The sequence below is a fragment of the Saccharothrix sp. S26 genome (genome assembly GCF_021390395.1).
GTDB lineage: Bacteria > Actinomycetota > Actinomycetes > Mycobacteriales > Pseudonocardiaceae > Actinosynnema.
The window spans coordinates 187,397-207,004 of sequence record NZ_JAJUWT010000018.1; the positions used below are offsets into that span (position 1 = coordinate 187,397).

At 68.0% G+C, this 19,608-nt stretch carries 15 protein-coding genes and 2 pseudogenes; 11 read left to right on the forward strand and 6 right to left on the reverse strand.

Translation table 11 applies throughout. The features are described 5' to 3' along the window. Positions 1–1,034: 1,034 nt before the first annotated feature. The 6 genes and pseudogenes from LZG04_RS43110 to LZG04_RS27820 form a co-directional block, all read left to right on the forward strand. A pseudogene (locus LZG04_RS43110) lies at positions 1,035–3,116 on the forward strand (glycoside hydrolase N-terminal domain-containing protein); the annotation flags it as partial. A gap of 6 nt (positions 3,117–3,122) precedes the next feature. Next, positions 3,123–3,887: a glycoside hydrolase family 95-like protein gene (locus tag LZG04_RS27805; RefSeq protein WP_233822324.1), complete on the forward strand. Its 765-nt coding sequence runs from the start codon at positions 3,123–3,125 to the stop codon at positions 3,885–3,887. A 194-nt stretch (positions 3,888–4,081) separates the two neighbouring features. Beyond that, positions 4,082–4,324: pseudogene (locus LZG04_RS43115) on the forward strand (DUF3375 family protein); the annotation flags it as partial. A 50-nt stretch (positions 4,325–4,374) separates the two neighbouring features. Next, positions 4,375–4,689: a hypothetical protein gene (locus LZG04_RS27810; protein ID WP_233822253.1), complete on the forward strand. Its 315-nt coding sequence runs from the start codon at positions 4,375–4,377 to the stop codon at positions 4,687–4,689. 107 nt (positions 4,690–4,796) lie between these two features. Next, on the forward strand, positions 4,797–5,000 hold the full coding sequence (locus LZG04_RS27815) for a hypothetical protein (protein WP_233822255.1): 204 nt from the start codon (positions 4,797–4,799) through the stop codon (positions 4,998–5,000). A gap of 357 nt (positions 5,001–5,357) precedes the next feature. Beyond that, a complete protein-coding gene (locus tag LZG04_RS27820) occupies positions 5,358–6,266 on the forward strand; it encodes a trimeric intracellular cation channel family protein (RefSeq protein ID WP_233822258.1) in 909 nt (302 codons plus the stop codon). 388 nt (positions 6,267–6,654) lie between these two features. Here the strand turns inward: LZG04_RS27820 and LZG04_RS27825 are convergent, their stop codons facing one another. Both LZG04_RS27825 and LZG04_RS27830 read right to left on the reverse strand, forming a co-directional pair. Further along, positions 6,655–7,020, reverse strand: a complete 366-nt coding sequence (locus tag LZG04_RS27825; protein ID WP_233822260.1) for a hypothetical protein — start codon at positions 7,018–7,020, stop codon at positions 6,655–6,657. 671 nt (positions 7,021–7,691) lie between these two features. Continuing rightward, positions 7,692–7,961, reverse strand: coding sequence for an exonuclease domain-containing protein (locus LZG04_RS27830; protein ID WP_233822262.1), 270 nt, complete (start codon positions 7,959–7,961; stop codon positions 7,692–7,694). A gap of 167 nt (positions 7,962–8,128) precedes the next feature. Between LZG04_RS27830 and LZG04_RS27835 the strand changes: the two genes are divergently transcribed. Next, positions 8,129–8,434: a hypothetical protein gene (locus LZG04_RS27835; RefSeq protein WP_233822264.1), complete on the forward strand. Its 306-nt coding sequence runs from the start codon at positions 8,129–8,131 to the stop codon at positions 8,432–8,434. A 261-nt stretch (positions 8,435–8,695) separates the two neighbouring features. Here LZG04_RS27835 and LZG04_RS27840 read toward each other — a convergent pair whose 3' ends face one another. The 3 genes from LZG04_RS27840 to LZG04_RS27850 all read right to left on the reverse strand — a co-directional run bounded on the left by LZG04_RS27840 (position 8,696) and on the right by LZG04_RS27850 (position 13,150). Beyond that, the gene (locus tag LZG04_RS27840; protein ID WP_233822266.1) at positions 8,696–9,865 is read right to left on the reverse strand and encodes a serine hydrolase; all 1,170 of its coding nucleotides are present in this window, start codon (positions 9,863–9,865) and stop codon (positions 8,696–8,698) included. Between the two features lie 318 nt (positions 9,866–10,183). After that, entirely contained in the window at positions 10,184–11,311 is a 1,128-nt protein-coding gene (locus LZG04_RS27845) for a serine hydrolase (protein WP_233822268.1), read from the reverse strand. 885 nt (positions 11,312–12,196) lie between these two features. Further along, on the reverse strand, positions 12,197–13,150 hold the full coding sequence (locus LZG04_RS27850) for a zinc-binding dehydrogenase (protein ID WP_233822270.1): 954 nt from the start codon (positions 13,148–13,150) through the stop codon (positions 12,197–12,199). Positions 13,151–13,244: 94 nt separating this feature from the next. On the opposite strand from LZG04_RS27850, the gene LZG04_RS27855 reads away from it, so the two are divergent. The 4 genes from LZG04_RS27855 (at position 13,245) to LZG04_RS27870 (ending at position 16,724) form a co-directional block, all read left to right on the forward strand. Further along, positions 13,245–13,913, forward strand: a complete 669-nt coding sequence (locus LZG04_RS27855) for a TetR/AcrR family transcriptional regulator (protein ID WP_233822273.1) — start codon at positions 13,245–13,247, stop codon at positions 13,911–13,913. Between the two features lie 105 nt (positions 13,914–14,018). Then, on the forward strand, positions 14,019–14,345 hold the full coding sequence (locus tag LZG04_RS42005) for a GNAT family protein (RefSeq protein ID WP_308199349.1): 327 nt from the start codon (positions 14,019–14,021) through the stop codon (positions 14,343–14,345). Positions 14,346–14,886: 541 nt separating this feature from the next. Further along, a complete protein-coding gene (locus LZG04_RS27865) occupies positions 14,887–16,080 on the forward strand; it encodes a sensor histidine kinase (RefSeq protein WP_233822277.1) in 1,194 nt (397 codons plus the stop codon). Then, complete coding sequence (locus LZG04_RS27870) at positions 16,068–16,724, forward strand: response regulator transcription factor (RefSeq protein ID WP_233822279.1); 657 nt, start codon at positions 16,068–16,070, stop codon at positions 16,722–16,724. The genes LZG04_RS27865 and LZG04_RS27870 overlap by 13 nt, the downstream gene beginning before the upstream one ends. Before the next feature lie 376 nt (positions 16,725–17,100). Here the strand turns inward: LZG04_RS27870 and LZG04_RS27875 are convergent, their stop codons facing one another. Next, the gene (locus LZG04_RS27875; RefSeq protein ID WP_233822281.1) at positions 17,101–19,605 is read right to left on the reverse strand and encodes an ABC transporter permease; all 2,505 of its coding nucleotides are present in this window, start codon (positions 19,603–19,605) and stop codon (positions 17,101–17,103) included. Between the last annotated feature and the right edge of the window lie 3 nt (positions 19,606–19,608).

A 19,608-nucleotide genomic window follows, 5' to 3' on the forward strand; every position in this document is an offset into this window, starting at 1 on the left:
CGGGTTGTCTGCAGGTGTGGCAGACACCGGTCCAGGCCGCGAGCAGATGTTGGAGTTGGCGCAGGACGGCCTGAAGGGGCGGGCCTGCGCAGGGCTTTTGGGGTGCGGCGCAGCTTGGTGCAGATGGCCTGGGCGACCGAGGCGAGGGTGACGTGGCGGTGCCGGCCCAGCCAGGAGCGACCCTCGAAGTGGTCAGGCCGGGACCGTCCTTGAGTTCGCGGTGGTCGTGCTCGACGCGCCAGCGCATCTTGGCCGGTTTCATCGGTGGGCCATCCGGCCAGTAGCCGGCACTCGGGCCGGCTGCCGTGCGCGGCGCGGGTGATGTTGCGGTTGGCCGGACGTACCCGCAGGGAAGGAAGCGCGAGCGCAGGCTCGCGGTCGGGTTGGCGGCGGTTCTGCGGGAGCCGTGGCGCCAGAGCACGAACCGCCCCGCCGAGCGCCCGGCCTCGGTCACGAAGGCCTTGGCGGTGACGGGTTTGTCGGGGTAGGTCGTCCTGATCGGTGGGCGGCCGGTGCCCGACCAACTCGGCGGAACGGGGACCGACGAGGCGGGATGCGGGCTGGCGGAGGCCGAGACCGCCACCGCGTGGGCCAGGCCCGTGACCGGCGTCGCCGCAGACGTTCGCGTCAGAGGAGCGTCGCATACATCGGATGTATGTTCGACCCAGCGCCAGCAGGAATGAGCGAGTCGCCGCCCGAACCGACGATGCGGGCCTCAGGTGGTCGAGTCGCGGATCGTGATACCTCGAGTGACGACCAGAAGCCCTTTCCATCGATCGCCCCGGCCCACGCGGGCCAAGCATGCCGATTCGACGACTACGCACGGTCGGCTCGCGGCCCCCTAGAGGGCTCCCGTCCAACGGTAAAGCCCAGTGGTGGCTATAGCTGGCACGTCTGGCCAACTTCCGCACCCGCTGTGTGATTCAGGGGTGACGAACGGCATACATCGGATCTATGCTTCCGGTCGCCCGGCCTCAGGTTGCCCTGACGGTGCCGGCCACAGATCTGTAGACAACACCCAATGGAGGGTGTCCATGCGTAGATCGCCATCCACATCATCACTCGCGGCCGCCGTCGCGCTCGCCGTGGTGGCTGCCGGGTTGGGCCTGTCGCCCGACCGGCCCACCGCGGCCCAGGCCCAGCAAGCGCCGGACGGCAACACGCTGTGGTACGACGAGCCCGCCGACGACTGGGAGACACGTGCGTTGCCGATCGGCAACGGGTCGCTCGGCGCGATGGTGTTCGGCGGCGTGCTGTCGGAGCAGTTGCAGTTCAACGAGAAGACGCTGTGGACGGGCGGCCCCGGCGCCTCGGGGTAAAACTCCGGCAACTGGACGCAGCCGCGTCCCGGTGCGCTGGAGGAGGTCGTCGGCGCGATCGACCGGGACGGCTCGGCCGACCCCACGTGGGTGGCCGGCAAGCTCGGCCAACCCAGGTCCGGCTACGGCAGTTACCAGACCTTCGGTGACGTGCGCCTGGACATGGCCGGCCAGTCCGGCACCACTACCGGCTACCGCCGTGAGCTCAACATCGGGCACGGCACCGCGAAGGTCCGGTACACCGACGGCGGCGTGACGTATTCCCGGGAGTACTTCGCCAGCTACCCGGCCAAAGCGGTGGTCGGACGCCTGACGGCGGACCAACCGGGCAAGACGTCCTTCACCTTGAGCTACACCTCGCCCCGCTCGGACTTCACCGCGACGGCATCGGGCGGTCGGTTGACGATCCGCGGCACCTTGGCCGACAACGGGATGATCTTCGAGTCGCAGATCCGGGTCGTCACCGACGGAGGGACCGTGACGGGCAGCGGCGGCGCGCTGACCGTGGCCGGAGCGAACAGCGCGACGTTCATCCTGGGCGCGGGCACGAACTACGCCGACACCCACCCCACCTACCGGGGAACGGACCCGCACGGCGCGGTCACCGCGACCGTCGACGCCGCGGCGGCCAAGTCGTACGCGACCCTGCACTCGGAGCACGTGACGGACCACAAGTCGCTGTTCAGCCGGGTCAAGCTCGACATCGGCCAGGTGATGCCGAACAAGCCGACCGACGACCTGCGAGCCGCCTACACCGGTGGCAGCTCGGCCGACGACCGGGCCTTGGAGGCGTTGTACTACCAGTACGGCCGTTACCTGCTGATCGCCTCCTCCCGCGCGGGCTCGCTACCCGCGAACCTCCAAGGCGTCTGGAACAAGTGGACCCACGCGCCGTGGTCGTCGGACTACCACACCAACATCAACCTCCAGATGAACTACTGGCCCGCTGGCCAGGCCAACCTCCAGGAGACAGTCGAGCCGTACCTCCGGTTCGTCGAGGCGCTCCAGACACCCGGCGAGGTCAGCGCGCGGAACATGTTCGGCACCGCCGGCTGGGTGGTCCACAACGAGACCAACCCGTTCGGCTTCACCGGCGTGCACGACTGGGCGACCGCGTTCTGGTTCCCCGAGGCCAACGGTTGGCTGGCCTCCCAGCTGTACGACCTCTACACCTTCACCAAGGACCGGGCCACGCTGGACCGCGTCTACCCGCTGCTCAAGGGCGCCAGCGAGTTCTGGGTCGCCAACCTGCGCACCGACCCGCGCGACGGCAAGCTCGTCGCAACGCCGAGTTACTCCCCCGAGCACGGTCCCTTCACCGCGGGCGCCGCGATGGCCCAGCAGATCGTGTGGGGTCTGTTCACCGACACCATCGCCGCGGCTGCCGAACTGGGCGTCGACGCCGGATTCCGTTCGGAGCTCCAGTCCAAGCTCGGGGCGATGGACCCCGGTCTGCGCATCGGGACCGGCGGCAGACTCCAGGAGTGGAAGAGCGACAGCATCGTGGGCGAGTCCGGTCACCGGCACGTGTCCCACCTCTACGGCCTGCACCCCGGCCACCAGATCCGGCCCGGGACCGCGTTCGGTGACGCCGCGAAGGCGACGCTGGCCGACCGCGGTGACGGTGGCACCGGGTGGAGCAAGGCGTGGAAAATCAACTTCTGGGCGCGGCTGCTGGATGGCGACCACGCTCACAAGATGGTCTCCGAGCTGCTCAAGTCGTCCACGCTGCCCAACTTGCTCGACAACCACCCACCGTTCCAGATCGACGGCAACTTCGGCGCCACGGCGGGCATGACCGAGATGCTGCTGCAGAGCCACAACGGCGAGGTCCACGTCCTGCCCGCCAAACCCGCCGGCTGGCAAACCGGCTCGGTCACGGGTTTGAAGGCGCGGGGCAACGTCACGGTGGGCGTGTCCTGGGGCAGTGCGAACAGCGTCGACATCACCGCGAAGCCCGCGAACACCGGGAATCTGACGCTGCGCAACGGCATCTTCACCGGCCGATACACCGTGACCGACACCACGACCGGACAACCGGTCACGGGGACCGCCGACGGCGATCGCTTCACCTTCACCGCCACCGCTGGGCACACCTACCGCGCCGCGGGGAGCACGAAGTCGACCAACCTCGCGTTGAACGCGTCGGCCAGTCAGTCGAGCACCGAATACGGCGGTGTGGCCGGGCGCGCGGTGGACGGGGTGACGAACGGGGCATTCTGGTCCGGCTCGGTGACGCACACGTCGGAGCACCCGGTGGACGCGAACCCGTGGTGGCAGGTCGACCTCGGCGCGTCGCACGAGGTGAGCACCGTGAGGCTGTGGAACCGGACGGACTGTTGTGCCGATCGGTTGCGGCAGTTCTACGTGTTCGCCTCCGACACGCCGTTCACGTCGAACGACCCACAGGTCACCGCAGCGCAAAGTGGCGTGTGGAGCCGATTCGAGAGCACGGCGGTGAGCACGACGCTGTCCATCCCGATCGGCCGGAAAGCACGCTACGTGCGCGTGCAACTGACCGGGTCCGACAGACCGCTCTCCCTCGCCGAAGTCCAGGTCTCGGGCTGACCACCGATCCACGCGGTCCGGCGTGAAGTGCCGGGGAAGCGCGCACTGGCACATCGGCACGCTTCCCCGGAACGCCCGGACGGGTCAAGCCCTTCACCGGCTCCCGGACACGTTGCGCGGTGGCACGGACGTGGTCGACCGCGCCGAGCCCGGTGACCACGGACGCGACGGCCGGATGTCGCAGCGGGAACGCCATGGCGGTGTGCGGCAACGTGGTCCCGAGTCGCAGGCAGCACGATCTGACCGTCAGCGGCGCCCGCCTCGGGTCGATCTCGCACGGGGTGCGTCACCTCGCCGATATGACCAACCCGGACCGAGAGGTGCAGGCCCGGCGCATCGACCAGCAGATGGACGAGCTGCGCAAGAGGCGCGCGGACATTGCCTCGGGCAAGGCGCGGTTGGCGACCTTGGAAGAGGTGAAGCAGCATCTGCGCGAGGTCCTGGCGATGAGCGGTCTCTGCCGACCGACTTCCGTCAGCTGCGCACCATGGTCGAGGACCGCCACCAGGAAACGCGTGTCGCGCACGGCCGCCACCAAAGGCTGCTCAGCCTCGCCGACCGAGCCCTGTACGCCGGCGCGACCTGGGTCCAGGCCGACCCCGGGCAGCGGTACGTGCCGCAGGACCTGCTCGGGATCGGCCCCCTCGCCACCGTCGACATCTCGCAGGTCCAGCTGTGGCGAGACCGTGACCCGCAGAACGTTCGTCCGCCGACCCGGCGCCGGGTGACACGTCATCCCCAGCGGCCTCGACTGGCCGGCTCGGTTCGAGGGCGGCTGCACGGACGTTCCCCCGGTATCTGAGCCGAAACCATCGCACCTGCTCACGAGGACGAGTACAGCCTGCTCTACCTGACAACTGGAAGCCTGCGGTATGGGCGGCACTGGCGAACACAACTAACTTCTCCGTCATGAACAAGCAACCGAACTCCTCGCTCACCCGCAGCCGAGCGCTGCTGGCAGTGCTCCTGGTCAGCAGCGTCGTGGCCAACGTCGCCACTCAAGCCTTCGGCCTGAGCTCCTACATCAGCGCCGCTTTCGGAATGGTCGCCGTCGCCAGCGGTGTCACGCTTTTCTCCAGCTACCGCAAGAACCTTAGAGGCTCGCGGAAATGAAGCGCGTGCTCCGCGACAACTTATCGTCGCCGCGGAGCAGTGAAGTACTTGCGCCGAGAACAACTCCGAATGATCGCATCCCTGCTCTACAAGCGTCTGCGCTGGTGGACGAGGTGCTTGGCGTGACCCGGCGGGTAGTGGTCTACTTCGTACTCGCGTTGTCCCGGTTCGGCTCGATCGGGTAACGGGGCGTGGGCCCAAATAGGCACCTTCAGGTGGCCCAGCCCCCCTTCCCACAGAGGGCTGCTCGTAGGAATGCACACTGTGGCCACACTGCTGGCGCATGACGAGATCATCGTCAGATCCTTCACCTGCTTTCGGTAACTGCCACATTCTCGGACATCTTGGGGTCAAGCTGTGTTCGTGGTCATGGAGGTTTTGGGCATCTTGGCTTTCGCGTTCGCGGGAGCCATGGATGCTGCACGGTCGCGTCTGGACCTGTTCGGGATCGGCACGGCGGCGATCCTCACCGCGATCGGCGGTGGCGTACTGCGGGACATCCTCCTCGGGGTCGAGCCACCGATCGGGTTGCTGACCGCGTGGTACTTCGTGGCCAGCTTGGCGATAGCGGGGATTGTGGTCCTCTGGTACCCGCGACTGTGGCGGTTCGACATGCCCTTGCGATTCTGCGACGCGGTCGGACTGGCCATGTTCGCCATCACCGGCGCGACCAGGGCGATGGAGCACGGTACGCCGGTCTACGTGGCCGGCATCATCGGCATGATCAACGCTGTCGGTGGTGGCCTGATGCGCGAGGTCCTGGTCATGAGAGTGCCGACGATGCTGCACAAGGAGATCTACGCGCTGCCCGCGTTCGGTGGTGGGATCCTCGTAGGACTCGGCTTCACCCTGCACCTGTCCCCCGAGGTCGTGGCGGTCGTGGCTATTCAGATGGTGGTCATCGTGCGAATGTTGGCGGTGGCCCGGAAATGGAACCTCCCGACGGCGCGGATTCACCGGACCCGGAACGCGCCTTCACGCGAGCGGCGGCCCGATCCAGTTCCGTCAGCGCTGGGCTTGCACAGACAGGAGGATGTCGAACTCACGCTCGAAATGTTCCCTGTCCTGTCCGACAGGCAGGTCATCGACCACCGAACGGCGCAGCATCCGCACGGCAAGCGGGTGACCCTGGGCGCAACGCCTCAAGCCCAGCCTCGCCGGACCGGCCGTCCGTATGACGACTGGCCGAGGATGACCAGAGATGTGGGGTTTTCACAGGACAACAATGGTGGAGATCCCGTCACGGCTCCTATTTCCACAATCTGATGGGTTGCGCTGCCCTGTACGACTTACAACCGTTTCGGCCACGACACGCGTTTCCTGCACCGGCAACCCCTTGAAGCTCTTAATAGAATGATCTTGTCGGGTTGGTTGTTGTTCGGCGGGCAGGTGAGCTGGGTGGTGGAAGCGGATGGACAGCGCATCCTCCACGGCGGCGACATGATGTTTCAAGGCTGGTGGTGGCTCGTGTCCACTCCGCACGGATGATCTTGAGGAGCCGCCTGGCGGGTGCTGCCCCGGTGCTCAGCCGAGCACCCGCGTTCTCAGCCGATATCGGGCTGTGGTGACCAGTTCGATGTTGCAGCGTCTTCCTGCCGCGCGGTCGAGATGCACGTCGGCAGGACGTCCGCGCGCTGACCGCAGACTCGGCTGCTCAACCAGTGGCTCGTCGCCTGCGGCGGAAACCGTCGTTGTGCCTACGTGTACCTCGCGGCCTCATGCTCCAGAGACACAGCCATTTCGAGATCAATGCCGAAGGGTCGACGTTGATCGCTTGAAGCAGACCCGGACCGACCTCAGCCCAGCCGATCAGCCAGGAGGGATCGACGGCGTCGAACGCTGCCTTGCCGTACTGATCCGCCTCGTTGAACGCCAGTGTGACAGGCTCGCGAACATCAACAGCCGCTGCGTTGGACGCAAGACGTCGCCCAACGCGCCTGAAGGTTGTCCCGCAATGATCGAGAGTCTTGGCGGGGCGCGAGTGGTGAAGCGTCACGTCCAGGTGGCCGTCGTCATCCATCGGAGGAAGTGCCTCCAACGCCGCCGCTGCCAGGCGCAGGGCACGGCCGACCGCGGCCAGCAGAACGCTCAGCCCACTGACCGGAGAGCGCTGAGCACGCCCAGGACGGCGATCAGCACGTCCACAACCACGGCCTGTCGGCCCACACCGACAGGCCGTGGTTGCCGAAGCGGTGATCCGCTGGACGAACTCGAGACCTGGCGCTTCAGCGATCGTTCGATCTCGCGGAGTTTGCGTTCCTCGTCGCGGTTCAGCATCGTGACGGACGGCCTTCTCAGACGCAGGTCGCCCAGTCCTGGTGGCTCAGTCCGCACATGGCGTCGTGGAAATACGTGCTGACGCCCACTTGCGGCCGCCGGAACCCGATCCTGTCGCCGCGGCCCGCCTAGCGTTGTTTGCGGTCGGGGGCTCGTATCCCAGACGTGGTGCCGTCCCTCGCCGGGCCAGTGCGCCTCGCCGCCCTCCGCAGCGCCCGGTACGTGATCTGCTGGTAGCCGGGCTTGTGCCTCAGGTCCTTCTCCAACCCCGCGATCAGATACAGGTTTTGTTCTGCTGCATCGTGCGCATCTCCGATCCACTTCATGCGCGCGAGGCGGCACGCCTGCCATTGCCGAGATCCAGTCGCACCATCCCTGGGAACGCGACGGATCGCCGCACCAACCAGTCCCGAGTCATTCCTGCCGGCGGTCGCCGGCGCAGGTAGTGCGCGGGAGGTCTGCGGTCGTGCGTGCGTCGGCGGGGGCGCGGTGTGCGGGGCCGTCGGTATCGATACCTGCCGTCGCACAACGCTCCTGCAGCTTTCGGCGTCCGGCGTTGTGGATCAGCCTGTCCACTTCGAGCGTGCAGACCCCAATGCCGACTGGCAGTGACCTGCCGGCGCGCCGGAACTCCGTCTCGAAGAACCCCTGTTCGAACGGCACGTTGTGCGCGACGAGGATCACTCAGTCCAACTGCTCCGCGACCAGCTCCACCATGTCCGCGAAGCACAGCAATCCGTGCACATCGGATCCGGTGATGCCGTACACCGACGACCGCCTGGGGTCGACCAGCGTGCTCCACTCCCCCCAGCCATTCGCCGTCGGGCCCTAGCCGCACGACGGCGATCTCGATGACTCGATCTCCCTGGCGCGGCGCGAACACCGTCGTCTCCAGTTCCACCACGTCGAACGAGAAGCCGTCGAGCGCCGAGTACGAGACCGGTGCGCGCAGCAGGCAAGGTAAGTTTGCCGTGGGCGTAGGCACGCTCTCGCAGTGGTCGCCTGAGGTGTACGTCGTGTTTGCCGACAACGGTGTTCGGCACCTCTGCGACCAGCTCGACGGCGGTTGGTCCTGCATGAAGCGCAGCCGTGATCGTGTCGCCTTCGGGACGAGCTGGACCTCGATCCACTCGGCCACCGTCCGGCTTTTCCCGTAGGTGCTACATGGCTCAATGCGCTTGAGACCCGAACGATCCTCCCGAACAGCGGCACGCGCCGGTGTTCGGACGAACACTGACGCACAGGCATCCGCGTCGAATACCGGTTCGGAGTCGCAGCTGAGCAGGAGTCGAGCCGACGCGCGTCGTCCCGGTCTGACTGAGCATCGTCAGATCGTTGGGTCGTGCCGACAAAGCTCACCGGCTGGCGCGGTGGTTCCTCCATCGCACCGGCCGGTGAGGGTGTTCAAGCGAACGGCTTCACTTCGTGGCGCACAGGGCCTTGTCGAAGAAGGCGAGAACTTCCGGCGCCCCGACCCCGAGGTCGTCGTTCGTCACGACGACGGTGACCGCCCGGCCGTCCGGGGTGATCGCGGCGCGGCTCTGGAAGCCGTCGGCGTCGCCGCCGTGGCCGTACGCGGTGACTCCGCAGCTGAGCTTCATCTCGATGGTCCCCAGGCCGTAGCGCCATCCCGCGGGAAAGCCGGGGGCCTCGACCGTCTGACGCATCTCCGCCAGCTGACGGGGCTTGAGCAGTCGGCCCTCCTGAAGGGCGACCATGAACTTGTTCAGATCACTCGGGGTCGCGATGATCTGTCCTGCGGCACCGGCGATCGACGGGTCGAACCGGGTGATGTCGACCAGCTCACCGGGGATCGGGTTGCCCTTATCGTCTTTGGCGAACAGGTAACCCTGCGGGTGGGGCGCACGGATGTCGCGGTCGCCCGGTCCGGGATAGTACGTCTTCTTCAGCCCGGCACGGTTGATGACCTGGTTCGTGATCACCTCGGCCAGCGGTCGCCCAGTCGCTTTCTGCACCACGAGACCCAGCAGCACGTACCCGGCGTTGCTGTACATCCACACCCGGTCCTGTCCAGGAGCGAACGTGGGAGCCTTGGCCAGCGCGGCATCCAACAGCTCCCTCGCCTCGAAGTACCTGTCCCTGATCGGCAGGATCCCCTGCTCGGGAATGAGAGGCATCTCGCGGGTCATGCCGCTGGTGTGGTTCAACAGCTGCCTGATCGTGATGTTCCGGCCGTCGATCGCCGCACCGGCACCGGTTCCCCGCACCACACCGGGCAAGTACTTCTCGACCGTGTCGTCCAGCGAGAGCTTGCCATCGCCGGCCAGCTGCAGGGCCGCCACCGCGACGAACATCTTGGTGCTGCTGGCGATTCGCACGTAGCCGTCCGTCGGAACCTTCGACTTCGTCCGAATGTCCCCCACTCCGGCAGTGTAGTTCACCACCCGCCCGTCCCGGTTCCGCACGGACATCAGCGCCCCCGGCAGAGTTCCGTCCTTGACCAACTCCTCCAGGCCCGCCTGCAGCGACTTGTCATGAACCGGCGTCGACTTCTCCTTCAACGCATCCGCCGAGGCCACCGAGGTCACCGTGATACCGGCAACGGCCACCGCCGCGATTGCCGCCACGACCGCACGACGGCGCCGACGCGCTGGGCCCGGGTTGGTTCCGGCTGGGCGACTCAGACCTTTCAGCAAAAGACACTCTCCAAATTGGATGGTTCGCACTGACACCCCTAGTTTTGCCGCGCCTCCGGCTCCCGACGATCCCCCGCGCTGCACAACTCTGGTACAGCCAGCACTACCTCCGTCGACGCCCCGACCGGTCGGATCCCGGTGGAAACGCACGTACGGCAAGGGCTCGGGTGCGGATGCGTTGAGCACCCGCCCGAGCCCTTGCCGTTGTGTGGCTTCCCAAGCGCGGAAGCTATCTCTTCTCTACCGGGGTCAGTTCGCGCAGAGAGCGGCGTCGATGAGTGCGCCCCGGTCCGCGGCGACGGACTTGTCGGTCACCGATCCGTTGAGCGAGGTGACCGTGAGGGTTGCCGCGCGACCGTCATCGGTGGTCGCGTTGAGAGTCGAGTAGCCCGGGATGTCGCCGCCGTGGCCCCATGCGATTTTCCCACAGCTCAACGGCATGCTGAAGATGCCGAGTCCGTAGCCCTGGCCCGACTCCGGGTCCGTCGGGATGGTGGTGCGCATCTGAGCCAGCTGGGCCCGATCGAGCAGCTCGCCACCCAGCAGCGCGCGTAGGAAGGTGTTGAGGTCGTCGGGTGTGGAGACCAGCTGACCGGCTGCCCAGCCCCAGCTCGGGTCCATGCGGGTGAAGTCGAACAGCTCCTTGGTAGTCGGGTTGCGCTGGTAGCCCTGGGGGTGTCGGCCACGGATGTCCTGCTCGCCGACCTCGGGCGCGTACGTGTCGCGCAGACCGATCCGCTCGATGACCCTGGTGGTCACCAGTTCGTTGAACGGGCGACCGGTGACCCGCTGCGCGATCAGGCCGACCAGGACGTAGTTCGTGTTGCTGTAGGACCAGCCGCTGCCGGCGGGCCGGCCGTCCTCCCGGGCGTTCGCCAGGTCGAGCAGTTCACGCGGTTCGAGGTAGACATGCCGGTACGGGAAGAAGTCGCCCAAGGGCGCGAACATCGACTCGGTGTAGTCCGGCAGGCCGCTGTTGTGCTGCAGCAGCTGGCGAACCGTGATCTTCGAGGCGTCCACGCCCTTGGCCCGCACCAGGCCCGGCAGGTACTTCTCGATCGATGCGTCGAGCTCCAGCCTGCCCTCCCCGACGAGCTGCAGCACGACCACGGAGGCGAACATCTTGCTCGCGCTGCCGATCCTCACCCTGCCGTTCACCGGCACCTGCTCGCCGGTCCGCAGGTCACCGCGCCCAGCCGTGTAGTGGCGGGTCCGGCCATGCCGGTCCCGGACTGCGGCCAGCGCTCCTGGGTGCCGGTCGACACCGACGAGCTTGTCGATGCTCTGCTGTACGACGTCGCGGCGAGGCTCGGCCTGGGCGGCTGGGACCGGGCCGGCGAACGCGAGACCGCCTGCAGCGACCGCCGCCGCCGTCATGGTGGCCATCCGGCGATACCCCGAGGAAGGTCGATATCGGCGGGAAGAGGATGTGAACAAGGCAGACAACTCCTGGGTTCCACGGATGTCAGTCTTGCTGTGACCGACTGACTCCAGGCTCCTCATCTCCTCCGGAGTGGACAATCCAGCTTGCTGAACAACCGAGGTAGTGGTGGCACCCCCAAGCGCGGGCTTCTCTTGCCCTGGTGGGTGAGCGATGGCGGGCAGGTCGACTCGGTCCGATGTGGAGTTGTGCTGATGGGATGAGGTCCGGCTTGGCCAGCCTTGGGCGGTTTCCGGTGGCCCGCGACGACGCCGTCCGGACCAGACGGTTGCCGCGCAGCCAGCGGGTATCGCGCAGGCGGGACAGTCTTCGTTGCAGGAGCGGGTGTGCGCGGGAGAGAAGAGTGCATCGGCTGTTCGTTACCAGGCTGGTCGAGAAACGCTGTCGGAACTGTCCAGTCGGCCGCAACGCCGAGACTCTCAAAGGGATCGCCCGCTGAGGACGTCGCCCGATGTCGGGTTTGGCGATCACTCAGTACCGGCTCAACCAGCCGGAGCGGACAAGCGGGCTGTCGGCTGGCGGAGCTGGGGATGCCGTCCGTGCGATGAATCAGGTTCGGCATGGCTCGGAAGGTTTCGGATCACCCGAACCATTTCGCACGCGCTGAGCATCTGTGGGCGCCGAGCAGTTCACTGAAGGCATCGGTCGTGCGTAGCGGTGCCGCGACGACGTGACCACCAGATCACAAGCCCGGTCGTGAGGATCCGGTGACCGGCGGTCCTGGTGTAGTGGTGATGTCGATCGAGGGCGCGGGCATGGTCGACCGGTGCCTCACGCCACTGGTGTGGGACCGGACGCATGGCACGTCATCCGCACGGCCATTACAGCGGGCGGTGTCCTACCTGAGCGTGCTGGCCGATGTCGAGGATCAGCTTGCCGCGGTCGCGGCCTTCTACGAGCGCCTGAATGGCCGTGCCCGCGTTCTTCCAATCCTCGCGCCGGGAGATGCCTGGGCTCAGGGTGCCGTCCGTGACCCGCGCGGCCAACCAGGACAGGTCTGTGGACAGTCCGGCGCAGGCGCCCAGGAAGAAGGAGGTGATGCTGCGGTTGTTCCGGCCGTCGTGACCGGAGAAGGCCAAGGCGGGGAAGTGCTCCCCTCCGCCACTCATGTGCCCGACCGACACCAGAACGCCGTCTTCCGCGAGTCTCTCGTACGCCTGCACCATGCGTTCACCACCGACCACGTCGATGACGCCGGCGACTGGTTCGTCGAGGTCTCCTGGCTCGCGGACCACCTCATCGGCGCCCAGTGCCCGCAACTGGTCACCGTTCGCGTCCGGGTCACCGGTGGAGGCCACTACGTAGGCGCCGCCGAGTCGGGACAGTTGCACGGCGTATCGGCCCACCGCACCCGTGGCACCGGTCACGAGAACTCGGCGGCCGAGAATCGGGCCCAGCCTGTGCAGCGCGCGCAGCGCACTGGTACCCGCCACCGGAACCGTGCTGACGGCGGCGAGGTCGGCGCCGGCCGGGGCGACGCCGATCCAATCGGTCCGGACCGCGCGAAGCTCGGCCCACCCGCCGGCGAAGCCGAGCGTCACCACCGGTGTGCCGACAGCTGGACCCGAGCCGTCCGCCGCCGCCCGCACGACGACCCCGGCGGCGTCGTAACCAGGCACGCTGCCCTCCGGAGCGGCGTCCAGGTAAAGGTCACCGGGGTTGACGGAGCTGGCGATCACACGGACGACAGCCTCGTCGGCGGCCGGCTCCGGGTCGGAAACCGAGCCGAGCCGGAGGTGGCCGGGTGCGGAGTGGTCGAGGAGCAGGGCTCGCATAGGTGCCTCCCGGTTCGGTGATCGTTCCGCACCACCTTGCCACTGAGTGGCGTTTGCTTTCAAGCGGCATATGGCATCGAGGTAAGATCGCCGCATGGACATCGACTCCGTGTCGCCTCCCGGCCCACGGCCGACGCTGCGGGAGCGCAAGAAACAGCGCACACGCGAGGCGCTCGTCGACACCGCGCTGCGCCTGTTCACGCAACGTGATTTCGACAGCGTGACGCTGGACGAGCTGTGCGACCGGGTGGAGGTGTCCAAGCGCACGTTCTTCCGCACCTTCGCCAGCAAGGAAGAAGTGGCGATGGCTCCGTACGAGGACATGTGGAAGGCGTTCATCGCCGAGCTGGAAACCCGGCCGGTGGATGCGAAACGCTCGATCCTGCAGGTGCTGCAAGACGCCGTGCTCGCCGCGATGCGGACTATGAACACCGGCGACTGGGCGCACCGGCTGCTGTCCTGCACACGGCTGGCCGGCAGGACTCCGGCGATCGAGGCGCACTGCCTGTACTTCTGCGGAGTCACCGTCCGCGCCGCCCTCGACGTCCTGCACCGCAGGTTCGGGCTCGACCCACACGACCTACGCCCCCGCCTGGCGCTGGACATCCTCGCCGCCGCGTTCCACCGCGCGCTGGAGACCTGGGCGGACCGGCCGCAAGACCCGACCGTTGAGCACCTCGCCACCGACACGCTCGCGGCCTTCGCCGCCATTCCCGGCAGCCTCACCCTCACTGGTGTCGCACCGGCCAACCAGGGAGGATGACTCACCCACCCGTCCGGCACGAAGCCGTCCGGTCAACATCGTGCGCTCGAACGCCTGGCGTGATCGCCGAGGTTGCCACCTCTCCCGACTGGTCTTGGCCGCAAAGTGGCGGTATTTACCCTTCGGCAGGGTCGCCGGGTTCTCGACCTCGGCCGGGTCGGGCTCGGCTATTGGGTTCTGCCGTCGGCGCGCGGCCGAGGGCTGGTTCGCGAGGCTGTGGCCGGACTCGCCGACTGGGCGTTCGACCAGCTCGGCAGCTGGCGCGTCGAGCTGTGCATCGAGCCGTGGAACGAACCGTCGAAGCAAGTGGCGCTCAGCGCAGGGTTCGTTCGGGAAGGACTGCTGCGCAACTGGCAGGCCGTGGCTGGGCGACGGTCCGACGTGGAGATGTTCTCCCGCGTCCGACCGCTCGCATCCGGGTCGGACGACTGATAGGGCTGCTCGAGCCATCCTCGGCTCAAGCGGCGGACTCCGTCGCACTTGTATCGACGTGCGCGGAGAGGGATCCGGCCGCTGTTGCCCCACTGGCCCATGTCCGGCGGCGGCCGGCTCCACCTACCGCCGCTGACGGCGAACAGCTGCCGCCACGACCGCCGGGATTGTGCGGACGTAACAACGCACGGTGTCCCCCTCCGCTGCGTCGACGGCGTTCGTGCTCGTCGAACCGGGCCGGCATCGCCGCCGCCGAGCGAAAGGTACAGCCTGCGCTACCAAGAACCACCTGCAGTCTGGGTCGCTCTGACCAGCGGACGACATTACGTTCTGCCGTGGATCCACGATTCCATGCGGCTCGCGATTGTTCGGCGCCAGGCGTCGACGGCCTGAGCACGTCCGTCCGACTTCTCGACACAGACGACCTCGTGACAGCCACCAGCTTGCCCAGGTGGGTGGGCGACGGAGGGTGGGTCGACTCGGTCCGATGTGGAGTCTGCCGATCGGATAGGGTCCGGGCTCGGGAGGTGGAATGACTCGGGTGTCGCGGCGCCTGTGGGCGTCGCTCGATGCCGTTGCGCGCCTGATAGGCGGCCTGGCGACCGCGTTGCTCGCAATGGCCGTGCTCGTCTGGATCGGCGTGGTCGTGCTGCTCAGCTGCGTTGGTGTCGGCATTGTCCTGGTGCCCTCCGCTCTGAGTGTGCTGCGGGCGGTCGCGAACCGGGAACGGGCCCGGCTCGATGTTCTCGGCCCCGGCCTCGTGCCGCACCGGGCGCGGGCCGCGCTGCGCGACGTGACGGTGCGACGTGAGCTGGCATGGCTGTTGCTGCACGCCACAGCCGGCTTCGCCGCCGGGTTCATCGGGCTCTCGTTGCCGGCCATGATGCTGCAGAACACGACGTACCCGTTCTGGTACCACTTGCTGCCGCCCGAGGACAACTCCCCCAGCTTCCTCTTCTGGACCATCACGGGTCCCTTGACCGTCGGAGCCACCGGCGTGCTCTGCGGCGCCTTCATCATCGCGCTCGGGCCGGCTCTCGCCCGGGCGCAGGAGTGGCCGGGCCGGCACCTGCTGGCGCCCCCCGCGGGCGCCGACCTCTCGTTGCGGGTCGTCGAGTTGACCGCTACCCGCGCCGCCGCTCTCGACGCGCACGCCGCCGAGCTGCGCCGCATCGAGCGGTCGCTGCACGACGGCACGCAGAACCGACTAGTCGCGGTGAACGTGCTGCTCGGCGCCGTGCGGCGGGCCGTGGACCGCGACCCCGCCGCGGCCCATTCCGCGCTGGACCGAGCTCAGGACGCCGCCGAACAGGCACTTGCCGAGCTGCGTGCGGTGGCGCGCAGCATCCTGCCCCCGGTGCTGGCCGACCGCGGGCTCGCCGGCGCCCTGGACGGCCTCGCGAGCAGCTGCGGCGTGCCGTGTGAGTTGGTGGTGGACGTACCGGGCCGGTGCGCCGCCTCCGTCGAGGCCACCGCGTACTTCGTGGTGGCAGAGGCCCTGTCCAACGTGACCAAGCACAGCGGCGCCACGAAAGCCGTGGTGGAGGTGACCAGGCAGGGCAGCCGGCTGCTGCTGCGGATCTGTGACGACGGCCGGGGTGGCGCGGACGAGACCGGCGGGTCGGGTCTGGCGGGTATCCGCCGGCGGATCGAGGCATACGACGGGCGCTTCACCCTTGACAGCCCGGCCGGCGGGCCGACATCGATGCGAGTGGAGTTGCCGTGCGGATCGTGATCGCCGAGGACGACCCGTTGCTGCGCGAGGGTTTGGCGCTGTTGTTGCGCGCCGAGTCGCTCGACGTGGTGGCCACCGCGGACACGCCGGGATCGTTCCTGGCCGCGGTGGCCGAGCACGAGCCGGACGTCGCCATCGTCGACGTGCGGATGCCGCCCACCCACACCGACGAGGGGATCGTGGCAGCGGTCGAAGCCCGCCGCCGGCGGCCAGGTCTCGCAGTGCTCGTGCTCTCGGCGTATGTGGAGCAGACGTTCGCCACCGAACTGCTGGCCGCCGGCGCCGGCCGGCTCGGCTACATGCTGAAGGAACGGGTGGGGCGGGTCGACGAGTTCCTGACCGCCCTGCACCGGGTGGCCGCCGGAGGCACCGCCGTGGACCCCGAAGTCGTCGGTCAGCTGCTGGCCCGAAACCCGCACACCAGCGCGCTGGGCCGGCTGAGCCCCAGGGAACGCGACGTGCTCGCGCTCATGGCGCAAGGACTCGGCAACACCGCCATCGCCGAGAAGCTCGTCATCACCGAAGGCGGAGTGCACAAGCACATCCGCAGCATCTTCGCGAAACTCGACCTCGCACCCGACGACCGGGCCGATCGGCGCGTCACCGCGGTCCTGCGCTACCTCGAGGGCAGCGGACCGAAGTAACGACGGTTCGTCGGCCACCGCGGCGAGCGCAGAGCGGCGTCACGCCGCAGCGATCGACCGTAGCCTCTCCGGCCTTCAGCCGACTGGCTCGGAGCACCTCGGAAGCGTGAAGACGTGGCTGCGTTGTCCTGGCCGAGCGATTGGCTCCAGCGCTGCGAGTGCGAACCGAGCTCCACACGGATTGCGGACGCGGAGCGAACCCGGAGCTGGCGGTGAGTCGAACGACTCGGGCCTGTGGCGCAGGCTTCGAACACCGTCGTCAGCGTCCTCGTCGTCCAGACGCTTGACGACGACGACCGAAGGGCGTCCTCGCGGTGCGGACGCCCTTCGGTCGTCGTTCAGCCGGATCGGGACGGTCTGCTGCCCCAGGCGATCGTTACTCTTTGACGCCGATACCGGCGATCGGCGGAATTCGGAGCAGTCGCGCGATGGGCAGGACGGTGGTGAGCAGGGCCAGTAGCGTCGTGCCGCCGATGATGGACACCCATCCCAGCGTGGGAACGTAGGGCACGGTCCGCCCGGTGAGGGTGCGTACCACCGACACCAATGTGATCGCGGCGATGGTTCCACCGATCAGCAGGGAAACGCCAAGCAGGCCGGTCTGTTCCGCGTGAACCATTCTCTTCACCTGCTTGCGGGTGACGCCGACCAAGCGCAACAGAGCCAGTTCACGGCCACGGGTGAGGGCGGCCATGACCATGATGTTGGCGGCGGCCAGGGCGGCGTAGCCGACCATGATGCCGACCAGCAGCTTGTTCAACCAGGATCCCAGCTCCAGATCGTCGGCGAGCTGGCCGGTGAGGCTGGCGGTGCTCGTCACGGTGCTACCGGGGTGCCGGGCGGCGACGTCGGCCAGGGCGGTGGTGATGTCAGTGCCCGGTTCGCTGCGGACGAGGATCCGCTCGTAGCCGGTGGCGGCGGTGTGGCCGTCGATGACGTCCTTGGCGACGGTAGCGTCGCCGAAACCCATGCCCCGGTCGTAGATCGCGACGACGCGCAGGGTGGCCGGTGTGCCGTCGCCGAGCCACACCTCGACCTGCTCGCCGATCTCCCAGCCGTTGGAATCGGCTTGCAAGGTTGACACCGCCATGGCGGGGCCGCGCAGGTCGGCCAAGCTGCCGCTGCGCACCCGGAGGTCCATCGTGAGCTCGGCGCCGGCCGGATCGATCGCCTGCACACCGCTGGCGTCCTCTCCCCCGGTGGGGATGATCGAGGTATTACGCACTCCGGTGGCGGCCACCACGCCGGGAATCCCGCGGATTTCCGTGAGGGCGGAGTCAGGCAGACCTGCGGCGGAGATCACGGCGTGTTGGGCGAGCATCCCGTCACGGCTCTGCTCAACGGCCGCTCGCTGCTGGTTGTCCTGGAGGAACCAGATCGAGCCACCGAGGCCAACCGACAGCACCAGTGCGGTCAGCACGGTGACCATGCTTTGGGCGTTGGCGCGCAGGTTCGCCGCGGCGAGGTAACCGCTGTCGCCCCACACCACACGCAGCACCGGGCCGAGCAGCCGGGCGGCCACCCGGTTGATCCAGGGGGCGAGCAGCGCGACCGCGAGGACGAGCACGAACAGCACGCCTATCGCGGTGCCGAGGGCAGCGGTCCCCTTCAGCGCAGTGGTGAGCGTGGTCAGGAAAACACCACCGGCCAAGGCGACGAACCCGGAAAACAAGCGGATCTTGCTGTTCCGGCGGGGTTCCACAGCGATCTCGCCGAGTGCCTCCGTCGGGCGGATCAGCACCGTCCGACGGACGGCGATCAGCGCGGCACCCACCGCCACCGCTATCGTCGCCACCACCACCGCGACCGCGGTCAGCACACCGCCGCTGAACGGGAACGTGTCCGGGATGAACTCGTGGTCGACCAGTTCCCCGCGCAGCCATCGGATGGCGAACCAGCCCGAGGGCACGCCGATCACGACCGACAGCAGACTGAGCAGCCCCACCTCGATGAGGATCAACCGGGTGATCTGGCCGGGCGTGGCGGCGACTGCCCGGAGCAAGGCGAGGTCGCGTCGTCTGTGCCGGACCGCGAGGCCGATGGTTCCGGCCACGACGAACATCACCAGCAGCGCCACGTACCCGCCGAAGACAGTGCCGAGCTGGACCAGCATCCGGCCGGCCGCCGCATCCGCGGACTGTTCCAGCAACCCGCGCTCGGCGCCGGCGTATGCCTTGGCTCCGGCCTCGGTGGCCAGCTCGCGTACGTCGGCGACCACTGCGGCACTGGACGCACCGGGCTCGGCAATGACGCCGACAGCGTCGACCCGGCCCTGCCGCGGGTACACGGCCGCCGCGTGCTCGTCAGTGAAGAACACCGCAGGCAACGCGTCAGGAGCCGGCCGTGGGCCGGCATTGCGCACGAGGCCACTGATCCGGTAGACGCGGGCCGTCCCGTCCACCAGGATCGGGACCTCGTCGCCGGGCGCTGTCGAGCCGGCCAGGCGTTCATCCAGCGCGACTTCCTCACCCTTCTTCGGTTCGGCACCCGAGACCAGCTCGTAGGGGGTGAGCACCGTGCTGCTCCACCCGTGCCCGGTGGCCCCGCCGTTCTCCAGGATCGCCGTCACCGACGTGTCCCCCACAACCGTGGCCACACCCGGTACCTGCCGGAGCCGTTCGACCATCGAGGTCGGGACGGTGCCCCCTTCAGGCAGCTCTACGGTGACCTTCTCCTCGCCGCTAGTCGTGACCGTGATGTCGCGATGGGCAACAACAACGTCTGTTGCGGCGTAACGCTTCGGCGCGGCCTCGAACCGCAGGCCGGACTCCACCAGAAGTCCCATCGACATCAAGAGCACCACTCCGGCCGTCAAGGCCAGCAGGGTGGCGACCGCGCTGCCCATGCGGTAGCGCAGCATCTTCGCGGCCAGCTTCAGCATCGG

Excerpts from the sequence above, each read along its gene's own strand:
- LZG04_RS27805 (WP_233822324.1), top strand. The coding sequence starts at position 3,123 with ATGCTGCTGCAGAGCCACAACGGCGAGGTCCACGTCCTGCCCGCCAAA.
- LZG04_RS27810 (WP_233822253.1), top strand. The coding sequence starts at position 4,375 with ATGGTCGAGGACCGCCACCAGGAAACGCGTGTCGCGCACGGCCGCCAC.
- LZG04_RS27815 (WP_233822255.1), top strand. The coding sequence starts at position 4,797 with ATGAACAAGCAACCGAACTCCTCGCTCACCCGCAGCCGAGCGCTGCTG.
- LZG04_RS27825 (WP_233822260.1), bottom strand. The coding sequence starts at position 7,020 with ATGGATGACGACGGCCACCTGGACGTGACGCTTCACCACTCGCGCCCC.
- LZG04_RS27835 (WP_233822264.1), top strand. The coding sequence starts at position 8,129 with ATGACTCGATCTCCCTGGCGCGGCGCGAACACCGTCGTCTCCAGTTCC.
- LZG04_RS27845 (WP_233822268.1), bottom strand. The coding sequence starts at position 11,311 with ATGACGGCGGCGGCGGTCGCTGCAGGCGGTCTCGCGTTCGCCGGCCCG.
- LZG04_RS27850 (WP_233822270.1), bottom strand. The coding sequence starts at position 13,150 with ATGCGAGCCCTGCTCCTCGACCACTCCGCACCCGGCCACCTCCGGCTC.
- LZG04_RS27855 (WP_233822273.1), top strand. The coding sequence starts at position 13,245 with ATGGACATCGACTCCGTGTCGCCTCCCGGCCCACGGCCGACGCTGCGG.
- LZG04_RS27875 (WP_233822281.1), bottom strand. The coding sequence starts at position 19,605 with ATGCTGAAGCTGGCCGCGAAGATGCTGCGCTACCGCATGGGCAGCGCG.